The following is a 20,325-nucleotide window of genomic DNA, read 5'->3' as shown; positions in this document are numbered from 1 at the left end:
CGTCCCGCGTCAGTCCTCGGGCTGGCAGCGCGGGCACCAGTACGACGCCCGCTCGCTCTCGGCGGGCCCCCGCATGGCCACCCGGACCGGTGTCCCGCAGCGGCGACAGGGGGCGTTGTCGCGGCGGTAGACCCACATCCGTTCGCGGGGTCGCAGGTCGCCGGTCGTCGACTGGATCGCCCGCTCCTTGTTGAGGTCGAGCATCTGCCGGGCCCGTCGCACGAGACGCTCGAGGTCGGGGACCTCCCCGACCGGCCGCAGCGGGTGCACCCCGCTGGTGAAGCAGAGCTCGGCCATGTACATGTTGCCGATGCCGGCCAGGTTGGTCTGGTCGAGCAGCGCCTCCGCCACCGGGCGGGTGGGGTCGCTCCGCAGCCGGCGCAGGGCCTCGGCCTCGTCCCAGTCCCCGCCCAGCAGGTCGGGGCCGAGGTGGCCGACGACGTCGGGCTCGTGGGAGCGGGGCACCAGCTCCACGATCCCCAACGAGAAGCCCACCGCGGCCCGGGCGTCGGTGCGCAGCACCACCCGGGCCTGGGTGGACGGGCGGCGCCACTTCTCGTGGAGGGGGTAGACGTGCCAGCTGCCCTCCATCTTGAGGTGGGTGTGCAGGGTCCACGACTCCTCGTGCTCGATGTGGGTGAGCAGGTGCTTGCCGCGCGAGAACGTGCCGGTCACCGTGGCGCCGGACAGGTCGACGGTGGCGAGCTGGGGCACGCGGAAGTCGCTGGCGGCCAGCACGTGACCGGTGAGCGCCCGGTCGAGCTTGCGGGCGGCTCGGTAGACGGTGTCTCCCTCAGGCACGCATCCTCAGTCCCTTCGGGGTGGCGACGAAGCCGGCCTCGTCGAGGGCGGCCCGCAGCGGGGTGGTCCCGCCGCCGAGCAGTGCGGCGCCGTCGGCGCGCTCGACGACGAGCTTGCCCAGTGCACCACGTCGCGTGGCATCGGCCAACGCGGAGGCGGCCGGGACCAGCCGGTCGGGGTCGTCGCTCCAGGTCAGCAGGGTGCGTCCGCCGCGCTCGACGTACATGGTGAGGTCACCGTCCACGAGCACGACCAGGGCGCCCGCCTTGCGCCCCGGGCGGTGCCCGGCCTTCTCGGCGGCCTTGGCGGTCGCCGGGTCGGCGGGCTGCACGGCCCCCCGACCGCTCGTCTCCGGCCAGGGCAGCGCCGCGCCGTAGGGATTGGCCGGGTCGGTGGCCGCCAGGGTGACGGCGTCGGGCTTGGCGTCGGCCGGCTCGCTGAAGGTGCGCAGCCGGTCGATCGCGCCGGCCGACCCGAACTGGGCGGCACCGAGGCCCTCGATGAAGTAGCCGCGTCGGCAGCGCCCGGTGTCCTCGAAGGCGGAGAGCACCTTGTAGACGCCGGCGAAGCCTCCCGGCACCCGCTCGCTCATCACCGCGCCGCGGGTCACCACGCCGTGACGTTCGAGCAGGTGCTCGGCGGTCGCGTGGGCGCGTCGGGTCGGGTCGGAGTCACGCTCGGGCAGCAACGCCCACCGCCCGGCGGTCTCGGGGGGACCGGTGCGGACCGGCATCCGTCCGGTGCCGGTGCGCCCGCCGCCGCGCAGACGAGGTGGCGTGCGCCGGGTGCGGTGACTGGCGTTGCCCGACCGTACGAGTGCCCGCAGCGGTGTGACGGTGTCGTTGGTGAGCCGGCCCTGCCACACCAGCGACCACAGGGCCGCGGAGAGCTCCGAGTCGCTGGTCGAGCCGACCCGGTCGGAGAGCTGGCGGAAGAACCAGGCCCCGCCGGGGTCGAGCGCCTCGAGGACGGCCCGCTCCACGGCGCTCGGCTCGACGTCGCTGATGTCGGGGAGCGTGAGCTCGGCCTGGTCCGCGAGGTGCAGGCTGACCCAGCCGTCGCTGCCGGGCAGGGGCGAGTGCCCGGCCCACACGACCTCGCCGGACGCGGTGAGCTCGTCGAGGTAGGACGGCTCGTAGTCGCGGACCCGAGCCGCCAGCACCAGCGGCTCCAGCGCGCTCGCGGGCACCGGGCAGCCGGCGAGCTGGTCGATCGCGGCGACCACGCCGTCGACGCCCCGCAGCTTGCCGCCGACCCGTTGCCACGCCGGCAGGAACCGCGCGACGGTGTCCTGGGTGACGGGCTCGACCTCCTTGCGGAGCCGGGCCAGCGAGCGCCGTCGCAGCTTGCGAAGCACCTCGGCGTCGCACCACTCGCTGCCGCTGCCGGCGGGACGGAACTCGCCCTCGAGCAACCGGCCGCGGGACACCAGCCGTTGGAGGGCGTGGCGCGCGACGGCCTCGCCGAGGCCGAGCCGGGCGGCGACGTCGGCGGTGGTGAAGGGGCCGTGGGTGCGTGCGTAGCGGGCGATGAGGTCGCCGATGGGGTCCTCGTGCGGCTCGGTGAAGACGTCCGGGGTGCCCGGCGGCACGGGCACGCCGAGGCCGTCGCGCAGCCGGCCGACGTCCTCGACCGTCGTCCAGCGCTCCTCGCCGGCGATGCGGGCCGGGACCACGCGGCGTACGTCGGAGAGGGCGGCCAGCCAGGAGTCGACGTCGGCGCCGTCGGTCGACCGGGCGATGATTTCGTCACGGCTCAGCGGCCCGAGCAGCCGCAGCAGGTCGGCGACCGCCTCGGCGTCGCGGGCACGGCGGTCCGGCGCGAGCCACTGGAGCTCGGCCTCGACCTCGGCGAGCACCTCCGGGTCGAGGAGCTCGCGGAGCTCGGCGCGACCGAGGAGCTCGGCGAGGAGGCCCTGGTCCAGGGACAGCGCCGCGGCCCGGCGCTCGGCGATCGGGGAGTCACCCTCGTAGACGAACTGGGCGACGTAGCCGAAGAGCAGGCTACGGGCGTAGGGGCTCGGTGTCTGGGTGGCGACGTCGACGATGGTGATCTCGCGACGCTGGACGCGGGTCAGCAGCTTGACCAGCGCGGGCAGGTCGTAGACGTCCTGGAGGCACTCGCGGATCGCCTCGAGGACGATGGGGAAGGACGGGTACTGGGAGGCGACCTCGAGCAGCTGGGCGCTGCGCTGGCGCTGCTGCCACAGGGGGCTGCGGCGGCCCGGGTCCCGGCGGGGGAGCAGCAGCGCGCGGGCGGCGCACTCGCGGAAGCGGCTCGCGAACAGGGCGGAGCCGCCGACCTCCTGGGTGACGAGCTGCTCGATCTCGTCGGGCTCGAAGACCACGACGTCGCCGCCCGGCGGCTCGTCCTCGGTGTCGGGGATCCGGATCACGATGCCGTCGTCGGAGGCGACCGCCTGGCCGTCGATGTCGTAGCGCTCGCGCAGGCGGGCGTTGATGGCCAGCGCCCAGGGCGCGTGCACGGGCGTGCCGTAGGGGGAGTGGACGACGAGGCGCCAGTCACCGAGCTCGTCGCGGAACCGCTCCACCAGCAGCTGGGTGTCGCTGGGCAGCGCGTTGGTCGCCTGCTGCTGCTCGGTGACGTAGGTGACCAGGTTGCCGGCGGCGTACTCGTCGAGGCCCCGGTCGCGGGCCTGCTGGCGCGCCTTGTCGGGGGTGACGCTGCCGAGCTCGCGGGTGAAGCTGCCGATCGCCTCGCCCAGCTCGGCGGGGCGGCCGAGCGAGTCGCCCTTCCAGAACGGGAGGCGTCCGGGGATGCCGGGGGCGGGCGTGACCAGCACCCGGTCGTGGGTGATGTCCTCGATCCGCCAGCTGGTTGCGCCGAGGGCGAAGATGTCCCCGACGCGCGACTCGTAGACCATCTCCTCGTCGAGCTCGCCGACCCGGCTCGCCTTGTCGCCGACGAGGAAGACGCCGAAGAGGCCGCGGTCGGGGATCGTGCCGCCGCTGGTGACGGCCAGCCGCTGTGCGCCGGGCCGACCGGAGAGCACGCCGGTGACGCGGTCCCACACGATGCGCGGTCGCAGCTCGGCGAACTCCTCGCTGGGGTAGCGGCCACTGAGCAGGTCGAGGGTCGCGTCGAAGGCGCTGCGGGGGAGCGCGGCGTAGGGCGCCGCGCGGCGGACGAGGTCGTAGAGGTCGTCGACCTCCCAGTCCTCCAGAGCCGTGCAGGCCACGACCTGCTGGGCCAGGACGTCGAGCGGGTTGGTCGGGACCGAGAGGGACTCGATCGCGCCGCTGCGCATCCGCTCGACCGCGACCGCGGTCTGCGCGAGGTCGCCGCGGTGCTTGGGGAAGAGGACGCCGCGGCTGACCTCGCCCACCTGGTGGCCCGCGCGGCCGACGCGCTGGAGGGCGCTCGCGACGCTGGGCGGCGACTCGATCTGGATCACCAGGTCGACGGCACCCATGTCGATGCCCAGCTCGAGGCTGCTGGTCGCGACGACGCAGGGGAGCCGGCCCCGCTTGAGGTCGTCCTCGATGAGGGCGCGCTGCTCCTTGGAGACCGAGCCGTGGTGGGCCTTGGCGATGATGGTGCCGGCACCGCTGCTCTGCCCGGACTGGGCCATCACCTGGGCCGGCGGGCCGGCCGCGGGCTCGTCGGTGTCGTCGCCGGCCACCCGGTCGGTGGCGATCTCGTTGAGCCGGGCGGTGAGCCGCTCGGCCAGCCGGCGCGAGTTGGCGAAGACGATGGTGGACCGGTGCTGCTCCACCAGGTCGACCACGTGCTCCTCGACGTGGGGCCAGATGCTGGTGGCGCGCTGCGGGTCGCCGGACTCCTCGTCGTACTCCTCGGGCGCGGTCATGTCCTCGACGGGGACGACGACCCGGAGGTCCCACTGCTTCTCGCTGGGGGGCGAGACGATCTCCACCGGGGCGCTGCCGCCGAGGAACCGGGCGACCTCCTCCAACGGCCGGACCGTGGCGCTCAGGCCGATCCGCTGGGCGGGTCGGTCGAGGAGGGCGTCGAGGCGCTCGAGGGAGACGGCGAGGTGCGCGCCGCGCTTGCCACCGGCCACCGCGTGCACCTCGTCGAGGATGACGGTGTCGATGCCGCGCAGCGACTCGCGGGCCTGGCTGGTCAGCATCAGGAACAGCGACTCGGGGGTGGTGATCATGATGTCCGGCGGGCTGCTCGTCAGCTTGCGCCGGTCGGCCGGGGACGTGTCGCCCGAGCGCAGGCCCACGGTGAGGTCGGGCAGGCTGGTGCCGAGCCGCTCGGCGGTGTGCCGGATGCCGGTCAGCGGAGCCCGCAGGTTGCGCTCGACGTCGACGGCCAGCGCCTTGAGCGGGGAGATGTAGAGGACCCGGGTGCGGCGGGTCTTGTCGTCCGGGCGCTCTGCCGTGAGCAGCGAGTCGATGGCGTGCAGGAAGGCGCTCAGCGTCTTGCCGCTGCCGGTCGGGGCGACGACCAGTGCGTGCTTGCCCGCGGCGATGGCGTCCCACGCGCCCTCCTGGGCGGTCGTCGGCTGCGCGAAGGCGGCCTCGAACCAGGCGCGGGTCGGCGCACTGAAGTGGTCGAGGGCGGACATGGGCCCAGTCTGTCCTACGGCACCGACAGCGGGTCCGGCTCGCTGGCCGGGGACGACCGTCGTGACGCCCGCAGGGGTGGGCACGGTCTTCCCCGACCTGCCTAGGGTCGGGGCATGGCCACCAAGAGCACCCCCGCCCAGACCTTCCACGTCCCCGGCCTCAGCGCCAAGGAGAGCACCACCGTCGTCGCCGCGCTGCAGGACCGGCTCTACGCCTACACCGACCTCCACCTCGTGCTCAAGCACGTGCACTGGAACGTCGTGGGCCCCAACTTCATCGGCGTCCACGAGATGCTCGACCCGCAGGTCGACGTGGTCCGTGGCTACGCCGACGCGGTGGCCGAGCGCATCGCCACCATGGGCGGTACGCCGATCGGGACGCCCGGCGCGCTCGTCGACGCCCGCTCGTGGGACGACTACGCCCTCGGCAAGGACACCGCGCAGGCCCACCTCGGTGCCCTCGACCTCGTCTACACCGGGGTGATCGAGGACAACCGAACGGCGATCGACGTGGTCGGCGAGATCGACCCCGTCACCGAGGACCTGCTCATCGGCCAGACCGGTGAGCTCGAGCAGTTCCACTGGTTCGTCCGCGCCCACCTGGAGAACGCCGGAGGGCAGCTCTCCACCGAGGGCGCCACCACCGAGGAGGAGGCCGCCGACGCGGCGCGCGGGACCCAGCGGCGTACGGCGAGGAAGACCACCCGCAAGAAGTAGTAGGACGGCGAAACCTCGTCGCGGCTGTCCCCGCCAGTCCCTAGGCTCGCGCCATGACGGACATCGGGGGAGACGACCAGCTGCGCGCCGACCTGGCGCGGCTGGTCAGGCAGCTGACGCGCGAGGAGCCGGTGCAGCGGGGGACACCGCTGCTCGAGGTGCTCGACGAGCACCTCGGCACGCGGGCCGACGAGCTGCCGGTGGTGGTCGAGAAGGTCGACGTCCACCGCTGGGTCGACACCGACATCGCGCTGGCCGAGATCGCCGGGCGGGACGCCGACGCACGGCTGGTCGGGGTCGGCGGCGGCGACCAGCGGCACCACAGCTCGCTGGGCGACCTCATCGCCAACGCCGAGTGGGGACGGTTCCGGCAGGGACAGGTGGACCGGCTCAACGTCCCCACGGGGCCGGACGACGAGCGGGCGACGGTGGCCTTCGGGCTGCACCTCTTCCGCCACGACGGCCACCCCGTGGCCGTCCTCCAGCGCGGTCACAACCCGCAGTTCCACGGCGAGGCGCGCCTCGAGGTGATCGTGCAGGACCCGGAGGTGGGGGCCGCCCTGCTGGCCGAGGTCCGCGACCTCGCCGTGTCGCGCTCGGTGCTCCGCGGCCAGGTCATCAGCTTCGCCGGCAACCCCTACGAGCCGTCCATGGGCGCGATCACGTTCGTCCGGCGTCCCGACCTGCCCGCCGACCGGGTCATCCTCCCGGACGGCACGCTCAGCCAGGTGCGTGGCCACGTCGTCGAGCTCGCCGCCCACCGCGACGAGCTCCGCCGGCGCGGCCAGCACCTCAAGCGCGGCATCCTGCTCTACGGCCCGCCCGGCACCGGCAAGACCCACACGGTCCGGCACCTGGTCGGCGCCGGCCCGGACACCACCGTCGTCCTGCTGTCCGGCACCCAGATGGCGTACGTCGCCCAGGCGGCCCAGATCGCCCGCGCCCACCAGCCGGCCATCGTCGTCCTCGAGGACGTCGACCTGATCGCCGAGGACCGCGACCACGGCCACTTCGGAGGCGGCGCGTCGCCACTGTTGTTCACGCTCCTCGACGCGATGGACGGCCTGGACCAGGATGCCGACGTCGTCTTCCTGCTGACCACCAACCGGGCCGAGGCGCTCGAGCGGGCCCTCTCCCAGCGTCCCGGTCGCGTCGACCTCGCCGTCGAGATCCCGTTGCCGGACGTCGCTGCGCGCCGCCAGCTCATCGGCCTGTACGCCGCCGAGGTCGGCTTCAGCGACGAGGCGATCGCCGCCGCAGCCGAGGCGTCCGCGGGCACCACCGCGTCGTACTCCAAGGAGCTGGTCCGCCGTGCGGTGCTGCGGGCGGCCATCGCCGAGCGGTCGCCCTCCGACGAGGACCTCGCGGCCGCCTCCGACGAGCTGCAGGCGGACGGCGCCGTCCTGACCCGCTCGCTCCTGGGCAGCGGCCCTGGCTAGACGCGACGCCGGGCGAGGAGGAAGCCCTGCGGATCCTTCTCGCCCGTCGGCGCACGCTGGACTCTCGCCACCTCCGAGAGGCCGGCTGCCTCCAGCACCGCGGACCACTGGGCCAGCGACCGGTGGAAACGGGTCAGCCGTACGTCGTGGCCCAGGGCCCGGTAACCCTCACCGACGTCGCGGGCGGCCTCGCCGACCTGGAAGGCGACGAGCACCAGCCCGTCCGGGCGCACGACGCGGCGCGCCTCGCCCGCGACGCGCGGCAGGTCGTCGTCGGGGGAGTGGATCGTCGAGTACCAGTACATCGCGGCGTCGAACGCCCCGTCCCCGTACGGCAGGTCGGTGATCGTCCCGACCACCCAGCCGATGTCGGGGTGGTCCCGACGGGCCATCGCGACCATGCCCGACGACAGGTCGACGCCGGTGACCAGGGCGCCGCGGTCGGCCAGGTAGCGCCCCATCCGGCCGGTCCCACACCCGGCGTCGAGCACGCGCGGCGCGGGACCGAGCAGGGCGAGCAGGTGGTCGATCGTCGCCAGGTCCAGGGCCGTCTCAGGGCCGGTGCCCGGGAAGTGCCGGGCGTAGTCGGCGGCCACGGCGTCGTACGTCGACCTGACCTGTCCGTTGACAGCGTCCATGCCGCGGAGTGTTCCACGCGGGTCGGGGACATCGGGTCGAGCGTTGTCGGTCGGCCTCTATAGGGTCGCGTCCGTGACGGAATCCATGATCCTGGCCCGGGGGCTGCGCAAGTCGTTCGGCGACTTCGAGGCCGTCAAGGGCATCGACGTCGACGTCCGCCGCGGCGAGGCGTTCGGCTTCCTCGGCCCCAACGGTGCCGGCAAGTCGAGCACCATGCGCATGATCGCCAGCGTCAGCCCCATCAGCGGCGGCGAGCTGACGATCCTGGGCATGGACCCGGCGACCCACGGCCCGACGATCCGGGGCCGGCTGGGGGTGTGCCCGCAGGAGGACACCCTCGACAACGAGCTCAACGTCCGCGACAACCTGTTCATCTACGGCCGCTACTTCGGCATCCCCCGGGGCGAGGTCAACAGCCGTGTCGACGAGCTCCTCGAGTTCGTCCAGCTCACCGACAAGGCCAGGTCCAGGGTCGAGGACCTCTCCGGCGGCATGAAGCGCCGGCTCACGATCGCCCGCAGCCTTGTCAACCGACCCGACCTGCTCCTGCTCGACGAGCCGACCACTGGGCTGGACCCGCAGGCTCGCCACGTCCTGTGGGACCAGCTGTTCCGGCTCAAGCAGGCCGGCGTGACGCTGGTGATCACCACCCACTACATGGACGAGGCGGAGCAGCTCTGCGACCGGCTGGTCGTGATGGACAAGGGCCTCATCGCCGCCGAGGGCTCACCCCGTCAGCTCATCGAGGAGCACTCGACGCGCGAGGTGGCCGAGCTCCGCTTCGGCATCGTCGACGAGGGCAACATCCACGAGCAGATCGCCGAGAAGATCGGCGACCTCGGCCGCCTCGAGGTGCTGCCCGACCGCATCCTCGTCTACAGCCCCGACGGCGAGGAGGTCATCGCCAAGGTGCACGAGCGCGGCCTCGAGCCGATCGCCGTGCTGGTGCGGCGCTCCACGCTGGAGGACGTCTTCCTCAAGCTGACCGGACGGACGCTGGTGGACTGATGGCAGACCCCACGACACCGCCGACCACGCCGCCGACGACCGAGCCGACCACGTCGCCGACGACCGAGCCGCGCGGGCTCTCGCTGGCTGAGGGGATCGGGCGCCAGCGCGACTACTGGTGGACGGTCTTCAAGCGCACGTGGCGCGGCGGCATCATCTCCTCGTTCTTCTCGCCGCTGTTCTACGTCCTGGCCATGGGCGTCCTGCTGGGCGGCTTCATCGAGGTCGACCCGTCCCGGCTCGAGGGCGCCACGTCCTACCTCGCCTTCATCGTCCCCGGCCTGGTGGTCGCGCACGCGCTCGGCATCGCCGTGGGGGAGACGACCTACCCGGTCATGGGTGGCCTCAAGTGGCACAAGACCTACTGGGCGCAGGCCGCGACCCCGCTCGAGGCCCGCCACATCGCCGGCGCGCACCTGATGTTCGTCCTGTTCCGCCTGGCGACCGCCTGCGGCGTCTTCATGGTGGTGCTGGCGCCCTTCGGCGTCTTCGAGAGCTGGTGGGGACCGATCCTGGCCTTCGGCGTCCAGCTGCTCACCGGCATGGCCTTCGCCACCGTCGTGATGGGCATCGCGGTGCGGGTCCGGTCCGAGGAGGCGTTCGGGGTGATCTTCCGGCTCGGCGTGATGCCGCTGACCCTCTTCTCCGGCGCGTTCTTCCCGGTGAGCAACCTCGGCCCCGTCATGGAGGTGCTGGCCCGCCTCACCCCCATGTGGCACGGGGTCAACCTGTCCCGGATGCTCTGCCTCGACACCGTCGACTGGCCCGTGGCGCTGGTCAACGTCAGCGTGCTCGCGGCGGTCACCGCCTTCGGATGGTTCTGGGCAGCCCGCGGTCTCGAGCGGAGGCTGGTGCTCTGATGTCGGTCACCCCCTACGAGCCGCTCACGTCGGTCCAGGCCCTTGGCCTGCTGGTGCAGCGCAACTACATCACCTACCGCTCCTCGTGGAAGCTCTTCGTCACCGGCTTCCTCGAGCCGGTCTTCTACCTCTTCTCCATCGGGATCGGCGTCGGCCAGCTCGTCGACGGCTTCGAGTTCAACGGGCAGGCCATCCCGTACGCCGAGTTCGTGGCGCCCGGCATGCTCGCGGTCAGCGCCTTCAACGGTGCCCTCATGGACTCGACCTACAACGTCTTCTTCAAGCTCAAGTACGAGAAGCTCTACGACCAGATGCTGGCCACCCCGCTGACGACGGCCGACATCGCCCGCGGCGAGATCGCCTGGGGCCAGATCCGTGGGTCGACCTACTCGGCGGTCTTCCTGCTCGTGATGGCCGCGATGGGGATGCTGCACACGTGGTGGGCGTTGCTGGCCCTGCCGGCCGCCATGCTGATCGGGTTCGCCTTCAGCGCCGTGTGCATGGCGCTGACGACGTGGATGAAGAGCTTCCAGGACTTCGACAAGATCACGCTGATCCAGATGCCGATGTTCCTGTTCTCGGCCACGTTCTTCCCGATCACCGCGTACGACGGCGTGCTGCGGTGGATCGTCGAGGCCACGCCGCTCTACCGCGGGGTCGTCCTGTGCCGCGAGCTCACCACGGGCACCCCGGGCTGGGAGAGCGTCATCTCGGTCGTCTACCTGCTCGTCATGGGCCTCATCGGCCTGGCGATCGTCCGGAGGCGGCTCGACAAGCTGCTCCTCACCTGACGTGGAGCGCGAGCCCGACCGCTGGGAGGATGGAGCCATGCCCGAGCCCGACCCGATCGCACCGGACACCAAGGACTGGACCTGGGTCCTCGACCGGCCGTGCCCGGAGTGCGGCTTCGACCCCGGTGCCCACTCGCTGGCCACGCTGCCCCGCCCGCTCCACGACTCGGCGATGGTCTGGTCGCGGGTGCTGGCGCGGGCCGACGCCGCGCTCCGTCCGGCACCCGGCGTGTGGTCGGCCCTCGAGTACGCCTGCCACGTCCGCGACGTCCACCGGGTCTTCGCCGAGCGTGTCGCCCTCATGCTGGTCGAGGACGAGCCGCACTTCGCCAACTGGGACCAGGACGAGACGGCGGTCGCCTCGCGCTACGCCGAGCAGGACCCCGCCACCGTGGACACCGAGCTCGTCGAGGCGGCCGGACACGTGGCCGGCGTCTACGCCACGGTCACCGCCGAGGAGGGCGCGCGGCGGGGGTTCCGGTCCGACGGGAGCGAGTTCACCGTGGAGACGCTGGGCGTCTACCACCTCCACGACGTGCTGCACCACGTGCACGACGTCGGTGCGGTGTGACCGAGGCAGCAGCGGCGACCGTGCGTGCCTACGACCTGGACGCCACCGCGTACGCCGCCAACACCCCGGCCGTCCCGCAGTCCGTGCGTGCAGTCGTCCGTCGCCTCGGTGAGGAGCTCGGCGCCGGCGCGCGGGTGCTGGAGATCGGCTCCGGAGGCGGGCGCGACGCAGCGCTCCTGGAGGAGCACGGCCTGCGCGTGCGTCGTACCGACGTGACCCCCGCCTTCGTGGAGCTGTTGCGCGCCCAGGGCCACGAGGCCGACGTCCTCGACCCGTTGACCGACGACCTGTCCTCCGGCGAGGGCCTGTACGACGCCGTGTGGGCCAATGCCTCGCTGCTGCACGTCGCCCCGTCTGACCTGCCCACGGTCCTGACGCGTCTCGCGGCGGCCACCCGGCGCGGCGGTCTGCTCCGCGTCGCGGTCAAGGAGGGCGACGGCGAGGGGTGGTCGACGCACGGGTCGATCCGGGGTCCACGGCACTTCACCTACTGGCGGCCCGACGCCCTGCACGAGGTGTTGGTGGGCGCAGGCTGGGTCGACGTCTCGATCGTCCGCGTCCCCGGCAAGGGGTCCGAGCAGTGGCTCGAGGTCGTGGCGGTGCGCGGATGAGGCACACCGAGTTCTGGGCTCGTCTCGACCACGCGCTCGGCACGGCGTCCTCGCGCTCCTGGGCCGAGCTCTACGTCATCGGGGAGCTCGGCAGCCGCACCGTCGTCGAGGCGCTCCACGCCGGCGTGCCCCCCAAGCAGGTCTGGGCGGCCGTGTGGCGCGTGCTCGACCTGCCGGACTCCGAGCGGTGAGCGTCACCGGGGACGACCCGCTCGCCCGGCACGCCGACGTCCAGGCCCGTACGGTCCGGGTCCTGGTCGTCTCCCAGGCCGTCGGTGCCGTCGGAGTGACCATCGGCGTGGCCACGGCCTCCCTGCTGGCCCGTGACATCTCGGGGTCGGACGCCCAGGCCGGCCTGGCCCAGACCTTCCAGGTGCTCGGGACGGCACTCGCCGCCTACGTCCTGGCCCGACTGATGGGTCGGCGGGGCCGCCGCGCCGGACTGGTGGTCGGCTACCTGGCAGGTGCGTCCGGCGCAGCCCTCTGCGTCGCCGCCGGGGTGCTCGACTCGATGCTGGTCCTGCTGACCGGTGCCGTCCTGCTGGGGGCCACCACCGCGGTCAACAACGGGTCTCGCTACGCGGCCACGGACCTGGCACCCGAGGCGACCCGGGGTCGGGCGCTCTCGGTGGTGGTGTGGGCGACCACGATCGGTGCCGTGGCCGGCCCCAACCTCACGGGGGTCGGGGCGGGACTCGCGCGTCGGCTCGGCATCCCGGAGCTCACCGGCGGGTTCGCCATCGGGGCAGTGGTGCTCGTCGCCGCGGCGGTCTGGATCGCGGTGCTGCTGCGTCCCGACCCGCTCCTGCTGGCCCAGGCCGCGGCCGGAGCCACGGCCGAGGCTCGCTCGGGCCGGTCGTGGTCCCGTTTCACCGCGGCCGTCGGCGCGCAGCCGGCCCTGGTCGCGGCGATCGCCGGGATGGCCTGCGCCCACGCCGCGATGGTGACGGTGATGATCATGACGCCGCTGCACATGGAGCACGGCGGTGCGCACCTGCACGTCATCGGCTTCGTGATCTCGGTGCACGTGCTCGGGATGTTCGCGTTCTCGCCCCTCGTGGGGATCGCCGCCGACCGCCTCGGACGAGCCCGGGTGCTGCAGGCCGGGGGAGTGGTCCTGCTCGTCTCGCTGGTGCTGTGCGGGCTGGCGCCCGAGGGGTCCTCGTGGCAGATCTTCGCGGGTCTCTTCCTGCTCGGCCTGGGCTGGTCGTGCGCCACGGTCGCCGCCTCGACGATCATCGCCGACCTCACCCCGGTCGCCGCTCGTACCGACGTGCAGGGCACGGCCGACATGGCGATGTCGCTCACCGCGGCGGGTGGCGGCGCCCTCGCCGGCCTGATCGTCGGGTGGCTGGGCTATCCCGTGCTGGCGGCGTTCGCGGGGGTGCTGGCGCTGGCCGTGCTGCTGGCCGGGGCCAGGGCCGGGGCGGCCACGCGGTCGGCCTCCCCGGTCGAGGGGACCGGCACCCGCCGGTAGCCGCGACACGCGGGCGTGTCGTCCATGACTCGAACAACTGTTCGGGCTAGATTGTGTCCACAGGTACGACGCACGGCGAGGTTGTCCACAGCGTTCGACGGTGCTGATCAGGCATTGTCGGTGGCTCGTCCTAGCGTCGCAGACGTACCTGACTACCCGACGGACAAGACAAGGACACACACATGGCTGGTGGAGACCGCGAGAAGGCACTGGATGCCGCACTCGCCAACATCGAGAAGTCGTTCGGCAAGGGCTCGGTCATGCGACTGGGCGACGACACCCGTGCTCCGCTGGAGGTGATCCCGACCGGTGCGATCGCCCTGGACGTGGCCCTCGGCCTCGGCGGCCTGCCCCGCGGTCGTGTCGTGGAGATCTACGGTCCCGAGTCCTCGGGAAAGACGACGGTCGCCCTGCACGCGGTGGCCAGCGCCCAGGCGGCCGGCGGCATCGTCGCCTTCATCGACGCCGAGCACGCGCTCGACCCCGACTACGCCAAGGCCCTCGGCGTCGACACCGACGCCCTGCTGGTCTCCCAGCCCGACTCCGGTGAGCAGGCGCTCGAGATCGCCGACATGCTGGTCCGCTCCGGCGCCCTGTCCCTGATCGTCATCGACTCGGTGGCCGCGCTCGTGCCGCGCGCCGAGATCGAGGGCGAGATGGGCGACAGCCACGTCGGTCTCCAGGCGCGGCTGATGAGCCAGGCGCTGCGCAAGATGACCGGTGCACTCAACAACTCCGGCACGACGGCCATCTTCATCAACCAGCTCCGCGAGAAGATCGGCGTCATGTTCGGCTCGCCCGAGACCACGACCGGTGGTCGCGCGCTCAAGTTCTACTCCTCGGTGCGCCTCGACGTGCGTCGCATCGAGACCCTCAAGGACGGCCAGGAGATGGTGGGCAACCGCACCCGCGTCAAGGTCGTCAAGAACAAGGTCGCCCCGCCGTTCAAGCAGGCCGAGTTCGACATCATGTACGGCAAGGGCATCAGCCGCGAGGGTGGCCTCATCGACGTCGGCGTCGAGGCGGGACTGGTCCGCAAGTCCGGCGCTTGGTACACCTACGAGGGCGACCAGCTCGGCCAGGGCAAGGAGAACGCCCGCACCTTCCTCAAGGACAACCCGGACCTGGCCAACGAGCTGGAGAAGAAGATCCTCGAGAAGCTCGGTGTCGGTCCGCAGGTCGACGCCCCGTCCGACCTGTCCGACGACCCCATCGGCGTGAATGACTTCTGAGCACACCTCCCGGCCGGGTGAGTCCAGGCCGATGCCGTCGTGGGCGGGGGACGTCCACGACGGGGTCGAGGCCTGGACCCGGTCGGCGGGGCTGCCCACGTCCGCGGACGACTCGCCCGACGAGCCGTTCCGGCGCGTGCCCACCGGTCGGTCGGGTCGCCGCTCGAGCCGGTCTCGCGACCCCGGCGCCGGACGCTCCGGCGACCGGGGTGTGCGGCGGACTCCCGCACCTCCCGACACGACGGCGCAAGGGCCCGATGCCGACCCCGAGTCCGTCGCCCGCAAGATCCTGCTCGACGCGCTGACCGGTCAGGCCCGCTCCCGCAAGGAGCTGGCCGACAAGCTGGCGAAGAAGGACGTCCCGGCCGACCTGGCGACTGCGCTGCTGGACCGGTTCGAGGAGGTCGGGCTGGTCGACGACGAGGCCTACGCCCGGGCGTGGATCGCCTCCCGCCAGCCGGGCAAGGGCCTCGCCCGGCGGGCACTGGCCCAGGAGCTGCGTCGCAAGGGCATCGACGACGAGGTGGCCCGCGAGGCACTCGACGAGATCGACCCCGACGACGAGGACGCCGCCGCCCGGGCCCTGGTCCGCAAGAAGCTGCGCACCGTGCGCGGCCTCGACCAGCAGAAGGCGACCAGGCGCCTCGTGGGCATGCTGGCACGCAAGGGCTACGGAGCGGGCATGGCCTTCGCGATCGTCAAGGACGAGCTGCGTCGCGACGGGCTGGAGGACGAGGGACTGGACGATGCGGGGTACGACGAGGAGCTCTAGGCTTCTGCCATGCCCGATCTTCCGGCGGTCTACGCCGAGCTGCGGCGTCGCCTGAGCGTCCACGAGGACGCGTTCCTCGTCTCCGACAACCTCACCGACGCCAACACCGCCGCCAGCCGGAAGGTCGACGAACCTTCGCCGGACACCTACGTGCTCCTCGGGGCGCCGACGGATCGCTACCCGGACGGTCAGCTGTTCGCCTCTGTCCGCATCGGCAAGCGTTACGTCAGCTATCACCTGATGTCGGTCTACATGTCGCCTGAGGAGCCGTCGATCAGCCCGGAGCTGACCCGTCGGCGGCAGGGCAAGAGCTGCTTCAACTTCACCCGCGTGGACGACGCGCTCTTCGACGAGCTGGCCGACCTGACCGACCACGGCCGGGACCTCTACGAGGCCGAGGGCCTGCTGCGGCGCTGACGCGCGCGGGCCGGTCGGTGCCCACGCGGTGTCCGTGCGCTGGGACATACTGCACCCGTGGCCACCACCGAGCAGACGCAGATCCCCGGCACCACCGCAGAGTCCGTGCGACCGCTCCTGCGGCTGCCGGCCGGACCCGTCGACCTGGGCAGCATCGACCCGCGATCCACTCCGGGTTTCGACGGGGACAAGGCCGACGGCAAGGCGGCCCTTCCGCTCGTGGGCGAGCCCCTGGCCGAGCTGCAGGAGAGGTTGTTCGCCCATGGCAGGTCGGACGGGCACCGGCGCGTGCTGCTGGTCCTCCAGGGGATGGACACCTCTGGCAAGGGCGGGGTGCTGCGCCACTCCGTCGGCCTGATCGACCCGCAGGGCGTGCGGATCACGTCCTTCAAGGCTCCCAGCGCCGAGGAGCGTCGGCACGACTTCCTGTGGCGCATCCGTCGCGCGGTTCCCGAGGCGGGCATCGTGGGCGTCTTCGACCGCTCGCACTACGAGGACGTGCTGATCGCGCGCGTCCGCGAGCTGACGACGCGCTCGGCCATCACTCGTCGCTACGACGCCATCAACCGGTTCGAGGCCGAGCTGGCCGACAGCGGCGTGACCGTCATCAAGTGCATGCTGCACATCTCCGCCGAGGAGCAGAAGGAGCGGCTCCTGGCCCGGCTCGACGACCCGACCAAGCACTGGAAGTTCAACCCCGGCGACATCGACGAGCGCTCGCAGTGGCGCGCCTACCAGGAGGCCTACGAGATCGCCCTGGAGCGCTGCAACACCCCCGAGGCGCCGTGGTACGTCGTGCCCAGCGACCGCAAGTGGTACCGCAACTGGGCCGTCGCCACCCTGCTGCACGAGGCCCTCGAGGACCTCGCCCCGACCTGGCCGCCTGCCGACTTCGACGTCGCCGGCGAGCGCAGGCGCCTCGTCGAGGAGGACCCGGTCACGTGACCGCCCGCACGTCGCAGACCGAGGAGACCACCCTTCCCGGAGTGTTCGTCACGCGCTACGTGACGCCGCTGCGGGAGGGCGGCAGCCTGCCGGGGATCGTCGAGGGCGATGACCTGGGCACCTATGTGTGCAAGTTCCGGGGCGCGGGACAGGGCCTCAAGGTGCTCGTCGCCGAGGTGATCGTCAGCGGGCTGGCCGAGCACCTCGGGCTGCGCACCCCGCGCCTGGTGGCCCTCGACCTGGACCCCGAGATCGCGCGCTACGAGGCCGACGAGGAGGTCCAGGACCTCCTCAATGCGAGCGCGGGCCTCAACCTCGGTGTCGACTTCCTGCCGGGTGCCTTCGGCTACGACGGGACGGTGCTCGACCCGGGCGGCCCCGCCGCCGACGGCGAGGCGGCGAAGGTCATCTGGCTCGACGCGTTCTCCGCCAACGTCGACCGGTCCTGGCGCAACCCCAACCTGCTGCTCTGGCACGGCGACCTCTGGGTCATCGACCACGGCGCCTCGCTCTACTTCCACCACGGCTGGGCCGGCGGCGTGACCGACCCTGCGCGCTTCGCGCGACAGCCGTGGGACGCCTCCGACCACGTCCTCGGCAGCCACCTCGCCGGCGTCGCCGCGGCGGACGTCGAGATCAGTCCCCGGCTCGACCGCGACACCTTCGCCCGGGTCCTGTCCCGGGTGCCCGACGAGTGGCTCGAGCCCGTGCCCGGCGCCGAGACCCCGGACGCCCTGCGTGCGTCGTACGTCGAGTTCCTCATGGCGCGCCTCGGCACCCGCCAGTGGCTCCCGGGCGGTGTCGCGTGAAGCGGCTGTCCTACCAGTACGTCGTCCTGCGCTGCGTGCCGCGACCGGACCGCGAGGAGTTCCTCAACGTCGGCGTCGTCCTCTACTGCCAGGCCGCCGACTTCCTCGACGTGGCGTGGCACTGCGACGCCGATCGGCTCGCGGCCCTCGACCCGGGCCTCGATCCAGGCCAGGTGTGCGCTGCGCTCGAGTTCGTCGAGGGCGTGGCCCGTGGGGACTCCCGCGGGGGTGCGGCTTCCGGGCAGCCGCCGGGCCCGCGCTTCGGCTTCCTCAAGGCGCCCCGGAGCACGGTGCTCCAGCCCGGCCCGGTCCACGGTGGCGTGACCACCGATCCCGCCCGCCAGCTCGAGCACCTCCTCGAGCGCCTCGTGGGATGAGCGCCGCGCCCGGCCTCGTGGAGGCCGTGCGGAGCACCCTGGCCGGTGCCGGCGACCCTGACCGGGCACGCCAGCAGCAGGCCTACATGAAGTCGGCGATGCCCTACCGCGGGCTGTCCGCACCCGAGCTGCGCACGCTCCTGCGCCCGGTGCTCGCGGGGCACCGCCTCGGTGACCCCGGCACCTGGCGCGCCACGGCCCGCGAGCTGTGGGACGGGGCCACCCACCGGGAGGAGTGGTACGCCGTCATCGCCCTGCTCCGGCACCGCTACTACGCGGTCTGGGTCGATCCCGACCTGCTGCCCCTGCTCCACCACCTGGTCGTGACCGGGGCCTGGTGGGACGTGGTCGACGAGGTAGCGAGTCACCTGGTCGGCGGGGTGCTCGCCGGTCACCGGGCCGAGGTCACACCCGTCGTACGCCGCTGGGCGTCCGCCGAGGACAGCATGTGGGTCCGGCGGACCGCGATCCTGACCCAGCTCCGGCACCGCGGCGACACCGACACCGTGCTGCTCGCGGACGCGATCGGGGCCAACCTCGAGGGCACGACGTACGGCTCGGAGTTCTTCGTCCGCAAGGCGATCGGGTGGGCACTGCGCGAGCACAGCCGCACCGACGCCGACTGGGTGCGCGCGTACGTCGCTGAGCACGGAGAACGCCTCTCGCCGTTGTCGCGGCGAGAGGCGCTCCGGCTGGTGGACTGACGCCTCACGGTGCCTTGTAGGCCCACACGTAGCGGATGCGCACCTCGCCCGCGGCAGCGGCAGTGGCGAGCACGTAGAACCCGCTGCGGTCGGCGGCGTCGTCACCGTCGACGGAGCCGTCGATCACCTGGGCGTTGTCCGCGGCGACGTTGGAGACCTCCGCGGCGTACACGCACAGCATCCCGGCGGCGGGGTCGGGGCTGGCAGCGGTGCCGGGGCACAGGACGCCGTTGGTGTCCGCGTCGTTCAGGAACGCCGAGTTCTGCGTCCCCCAGTAGAGGTTGCGCGCAGGGCCGGAGTCACTGATGACCTGGGTCGTCGTGATCGGCAGCGGCGCGTAGTCGCGCAGCGCTGTCACCGCGGACACCGTGACGTTGAAGATGCCACCGCCCCGCACGACCGTCCCCGACGGCGGCGGTGCGAAGGCACTCGCTCCTGCGGGGCCTGCCGCTCCGGTGGCTCCCGTGGCGCCGGTGCCACCGGCCGGGCCGGCCGGTCCCACGAGCTTGCCGCGCTCCGACTTCTTGAAGTCCTTGAGGACCAGGGACCCGTTCTTCACGTCCTTGCTCGTGACCGAGCCGTTCTTGATGTCCTTGCCGGTGATCAAGCCGGCGGCGGTTGCGCTGCCGGCCGTGACGAGCACCAGTGCTGCGCCGGCTACGACGTGGCTGGTGCGGATGTGCGGCCGGATGCCGCGGCGTACGTGGTTCATGTCCTGTGACCCCCTGGGCGGGACGCGTCTCGTCCCTGCCCGGATCGGAGTCCTCACCCGGCCGGGTGATACCCGACCGGGTGAGGATCCCTCGATCGGAGGATCAGACGGGGACGAGCTCCACCGCGCCGACGGCGTAGCGCGCCAGCACCGCGCGGGCGACCTCCGGGTGCGCCCCGAGGGGCTCCGAGACCGCGATCGCGCCGGCCTCGGTGGCCAGCTCGGCGGCCCGGTCCGGCAAGAAGCCGGGGGCGAGGAAGAAGGACGCGACCGCGATGTGGCGGCGGCCCTCGGCCCGGAAGGCGCGGACGGCCTCGCCGGCGGCCGGCGGAGCGGCCGACGCGAAGGCGGCCGTCACGGGGAGCTTGTGGCGGGTGCCCCAGGTGCGGGCGAGGCGCGCCACGGCCTGGTTGGCGAGCGGGTCGGAGGAGCCGGCCGCGGCGAGGACCAGGGCGTCGAGCTCGCGGACCCGGGCCTCCTTGAGGGCGTCGCGCAGCCGCAGGTCGAGCACCTCGAGGAAGGTGGCCTCCATGCCCAGGATCTTCGAGGCGCGGATCTTGAGGCCCTCGTGGCGCGACGCCGCCGCGGCGATCGCCTCGGGGACGTCCACCTTGGCGTGGTAGGCCTCCGTGAGCAGCAGGGGCACCACGACGATCTCGTCGAAGCCGGCCTTGACCAGCCGGGCGACGACCGTCTCGAAGGACGGCTTGGAGAGGTCGAGGAACGCGGCCTCGATGCGGAGGTCCGGGCGCATCGAGCGGACCTCGTCGACGAGCGCGGTGATCGTCGCGGCCGAGCGGGGGTCACGGCTTCCGTGAGCCAGGGCAACCAGTGCAGGAGCGGCCATCAGAGAGGCCTCCCATCTTGTGCGGTGGTGTGGTCGACGCC

General features: G+C 72.5%; 21 protein-coding genes. 16 read left to right on the top strand and 5 right to left on the bottom strand.

Features of this window, described 5'->3' with window-relative positions:
• Positions 1-9: 9 nt before the first annotated feature.
• A complete protein-coding gene (locus DAE25_RS09015; RefSeq protein WP_107765841.1) occupies positions 10-801 on the bottom strand; it encodes a DNA-formamidopyrimidine glycosylase family protein in 792 nt (263 codons plus the stop codon).
• The gene (locus tag DAE25_RS09010) at positions 794-5,356 is read right to left on the bottom strand and encodes an ATP-dependent helicase (RefSeq protein ID WP_107765840.1); all 4,563 of its coding nucleotides are present in this window, start codon (positions 5,354-5,356) and stop codon (positions 794-796) included. The genes DAE25_RS09015 and DAE25_RS09010 overlap by 8 nt, the downstream gene beginning before the upstream one ends.
• 114 nt (positions 5,357-5,470) lie before the next feature.
• Between DAE25_RS09010 and DAE25_RS09005 the strand changes: the two genes are divergently transcribed.
• Positions 5,471-6,073: a Dps family protein gene (locus tag DAE25_RS09005; protein WP_107765839.1), complete on the top strand. Its 603-nt coding sequence runs from the start codon at positions 5,471-5,473 to the stop codon at positions 6,071-6,073.
• A 53-nt stretch (positions 6,074-6,126) separates the two neighbouring features.
• Positions 6,127-7,512 carry an AAA family ATPase gene (locus tag DAE25_RS09000; protein ID WP_107765838.1) on the top strand — a complete coding sequence of 462 codons (1,386 nt, stop codon included), beginning with the start codon at positions 6,127-6,129 and terminating at the stop codon, positions 7,510-7,512.
• Here the strand turns inward: DAE25_RS09000 and DAE25_RS08995 are convergent.
• A complete protein-coding gene (locus DAE25_RS08995; RefSeq protein WP_107765837.1) occupies positions 7,509-8,150 on the bottom strand; it encodes a class I SAM-dependent methyltransferase in 642 nt (213 codons plus the stop codon). The genes DAE25_RS09000 and DAE25_RS08995 overlap by 4 nt on opposite strands.
• 73 nt (positions 8,151-8,223) lie before the next feature.
• Here DAE25_RS08995 and DAE25_RS08990 point away from each other — a divergent pair, with 73 nt between their 5' ends.
• From DAE25_RS08990 to DAE25_RS08925, 14 genes are all read left to right on the top strand, one after another.
• Positions 8,224-9,159, top strand: coding sequence for an ABC transporter ATP-binding protein (locus DAE25_RS08990; protein WP_456093764.1), 936 nt, complete (start codon positions 8,224-8,226; stop codon positions 9,157-9,159).
• Positions 9,159-10,019 carry an ABC transporter permease gene (locus DAE25_RS08985; protein ID WP_107765835.1) on the top strand — a complete coding sequence of 287 codons (861 nt, stop codon included), beginning with the start codon at positions 9,159-9,161 and terminating at the stop codon, positions 10,017-10,019. Before DAE25_RS08990 ends, DAE25_RS08985 begins: the two co-directional genes overlap by 1 nt.
• Positions 10,019-10,810 (top strand): ABC transporter permease, encoded by a 792-nt coding sequence (locus tag DAE25_RS08980; protein WP_107765834.1) that lies wholly within the window; start codon positions 10,019-10,021, stop codon positions 10,808-10,810. Before DAE25_RS08985 ends, DAE25_RS08980 begins: the two co-directional genes overlap by 1 nt.
• A 37-nt stretch (positions 10,811-10,847) precedes the next feature.
• On the top strand, positions 10,848-11,381 hold the full coding sequence (locus DAE25_RS08975; RefSeq protein ID WP_107765938.1) for a DinB family protein: 534 nt from the start codon (positions 10,848-10,850) through the stop codon (positions 11,379-11,381).
• Positions 11,378-11,992, top strand: coding sequence for a class I SAM-dependent methyltransferase (locus tag DAE25_RS08970; RefSeq protein ID WP_107765833.1), 615 nt, complete (start codon positions 11,378-11,380; stop codon positions 11,990-11,992). The genes DAE25_RS08975 and DAE25_RS08970 overlap by 4 nt, the downstream gene beginning before the upstream one ends.
• Entirely contained in the window at positions 11,989-12,183 is a 195-nt protein-coding gene (locus DAE25_RS08965) for a DUF3046 domain-containing protein (protein ID WP_107765832.1), read from the top strand. The genes DAE25_RS08970 and DAE25_RS08965 overlap by 4 nt, the downstream gene beginning before the upstream one ends.
• Positions 12,180-13,469, top strand: a complete 1,290-nt coding sequence (locus DAE25_RS08960; protein ID WP_107765831.1) for an MFS transporter — start codon at positions 12,180-12,182, stop codon at positions 13,467-13,469. Before DAE25_RS08965 ends, DAE25_RS08960 begins: the two co-directional genes overlap by 4 nt.
• 182 nt (positions 13,470-13,651) lie before the next feature.
• The gene (gene recA, locus DAE25_RS08955) at positions 13,652-14,701 is read left to right on the top strand and encodes a recombinase RecA (protein WP_107765830.1); all 1,050 of its coding nucleotides are present in this window, start codon (positions 13,652-13,654) and stop codon (positions 14,699-14,701) included.
• A complete protein-coding gene (locus tag DAE25_RS08950) occupies positions 14,691-15,473 on the top strand; it encodes a regulatory protein RecX (protein WP_107765829.1) in 783 nt (260 codons plus the stop codon). Before recA ends, DAE25_RS08950 begins: the two co-directional genes overlap by 11 nt.
• A gap of 9 nt (positions 15,474-15,482) precedes the next feature.
• A complete protein-coding gene (locus DAE25_RS08945) occupies positions 15,483-15,890 on the top strand; it encodes a hypothetical protein (protein WP_107765828.1) in 408 nt (135 codons plus the stop codon).
• Positions 15,891-15,947: 57 nt separating this feature from the next.
• Positions 15,948-16,835: a PPK2 family polyphosphate kinase gene (locus DAE25_RS08940; protein ID WP_107765827.1), complete on the top strand. Its 888-nt coding sequence runs from the start codon at positions 15,948-15,950 to the stop codon at positions 16,833-16,835.
• Positions 16,832-17,644 carry a HipA family kinase gene (locus DAE25_RS08935; protein WP_107765826.1) on the top strand — a complete coding sequence of 271 codons (813 nt, stop codon included), beginning with the start codon at positions 16,832-16,834 and terminating at the stop codon, positions 17,642-17,644. The genes DAE25_RS08940 and DAE25_RS08935 overlap by 4 nt, the downstream gene beginning before the upstream one ends.
• Positions 17,641-18,021 carry a DUF3037 domain-containing protein gene (locus DAE25_RS08930; protein ID WP_107765825.1) on the top strand — a complete coding sequence of 127 codons (381 nt, stop codon included), beginning with the start codon at positions 17,641-17,643 and terminating at the stop codon, positions 18,019-18,021. Before DAE25_RS08935 ends, DAE25_RS08930 begins: the two co-directional genes overlap by 4 nt.
• Entirely contained in the window at positions 18,018-18,725 is a 708-nt protein-coding gene (locus tag DAE25_RS08925; protein WP_107765824.1) for a DNA alkylation repair protein, read from the top strand. Before DAE25_RS08930 ends, DAE25_RS08925 begins: the two co-directional genes overlap by 4 nt.
• 4 nt (positions 18,726-18,729) lie before the next feature.
• Here the strand turns inward: DAE25_RS08925 and DAE25_RS08920 are convergent, their stop codons facing one another.
• On the bottom strand, positions 18,730-19,437 hold the full coding sequence (locus DAE25_RS08920) for a hypothetical protein (RefSeq protein ID WP_107765823.1): 708 nt from the start codon (positions 19,435-19,437) through the stop codon (positions 18,730-18,732).
• 103 nt (positions 19,438-19,540) lie between these two features.
• Complete coding sequence (locus tag DAE25_RS08915) at positions 19,541-20,284, bottom strand: sirohydrochlorin chelatase (protein ID WP_107765822.1); 744 nt, start codon at positions 20,282-20,284, stop codon at positions 19,541-19,543.
• Positions 20,285-20,325 lie beyond the last annotated feature (41 nt).

The sequence above is a fragment of the Nocardioides terrigena genome (assembly GCF_003047265.1).
Classification (GTDB): domain Bacteria; phylum Actinomycetota; class Actinomycetes; order Propionibacteriales; family Nocardioidaceae; genus Nocardioides; species Nocardioides terrigena.
The sequence above is the reverse complement of the archived record's forward strand: the minus strand, read 5'-3'. Positions and strand labels throughout refer to the sequence as shown.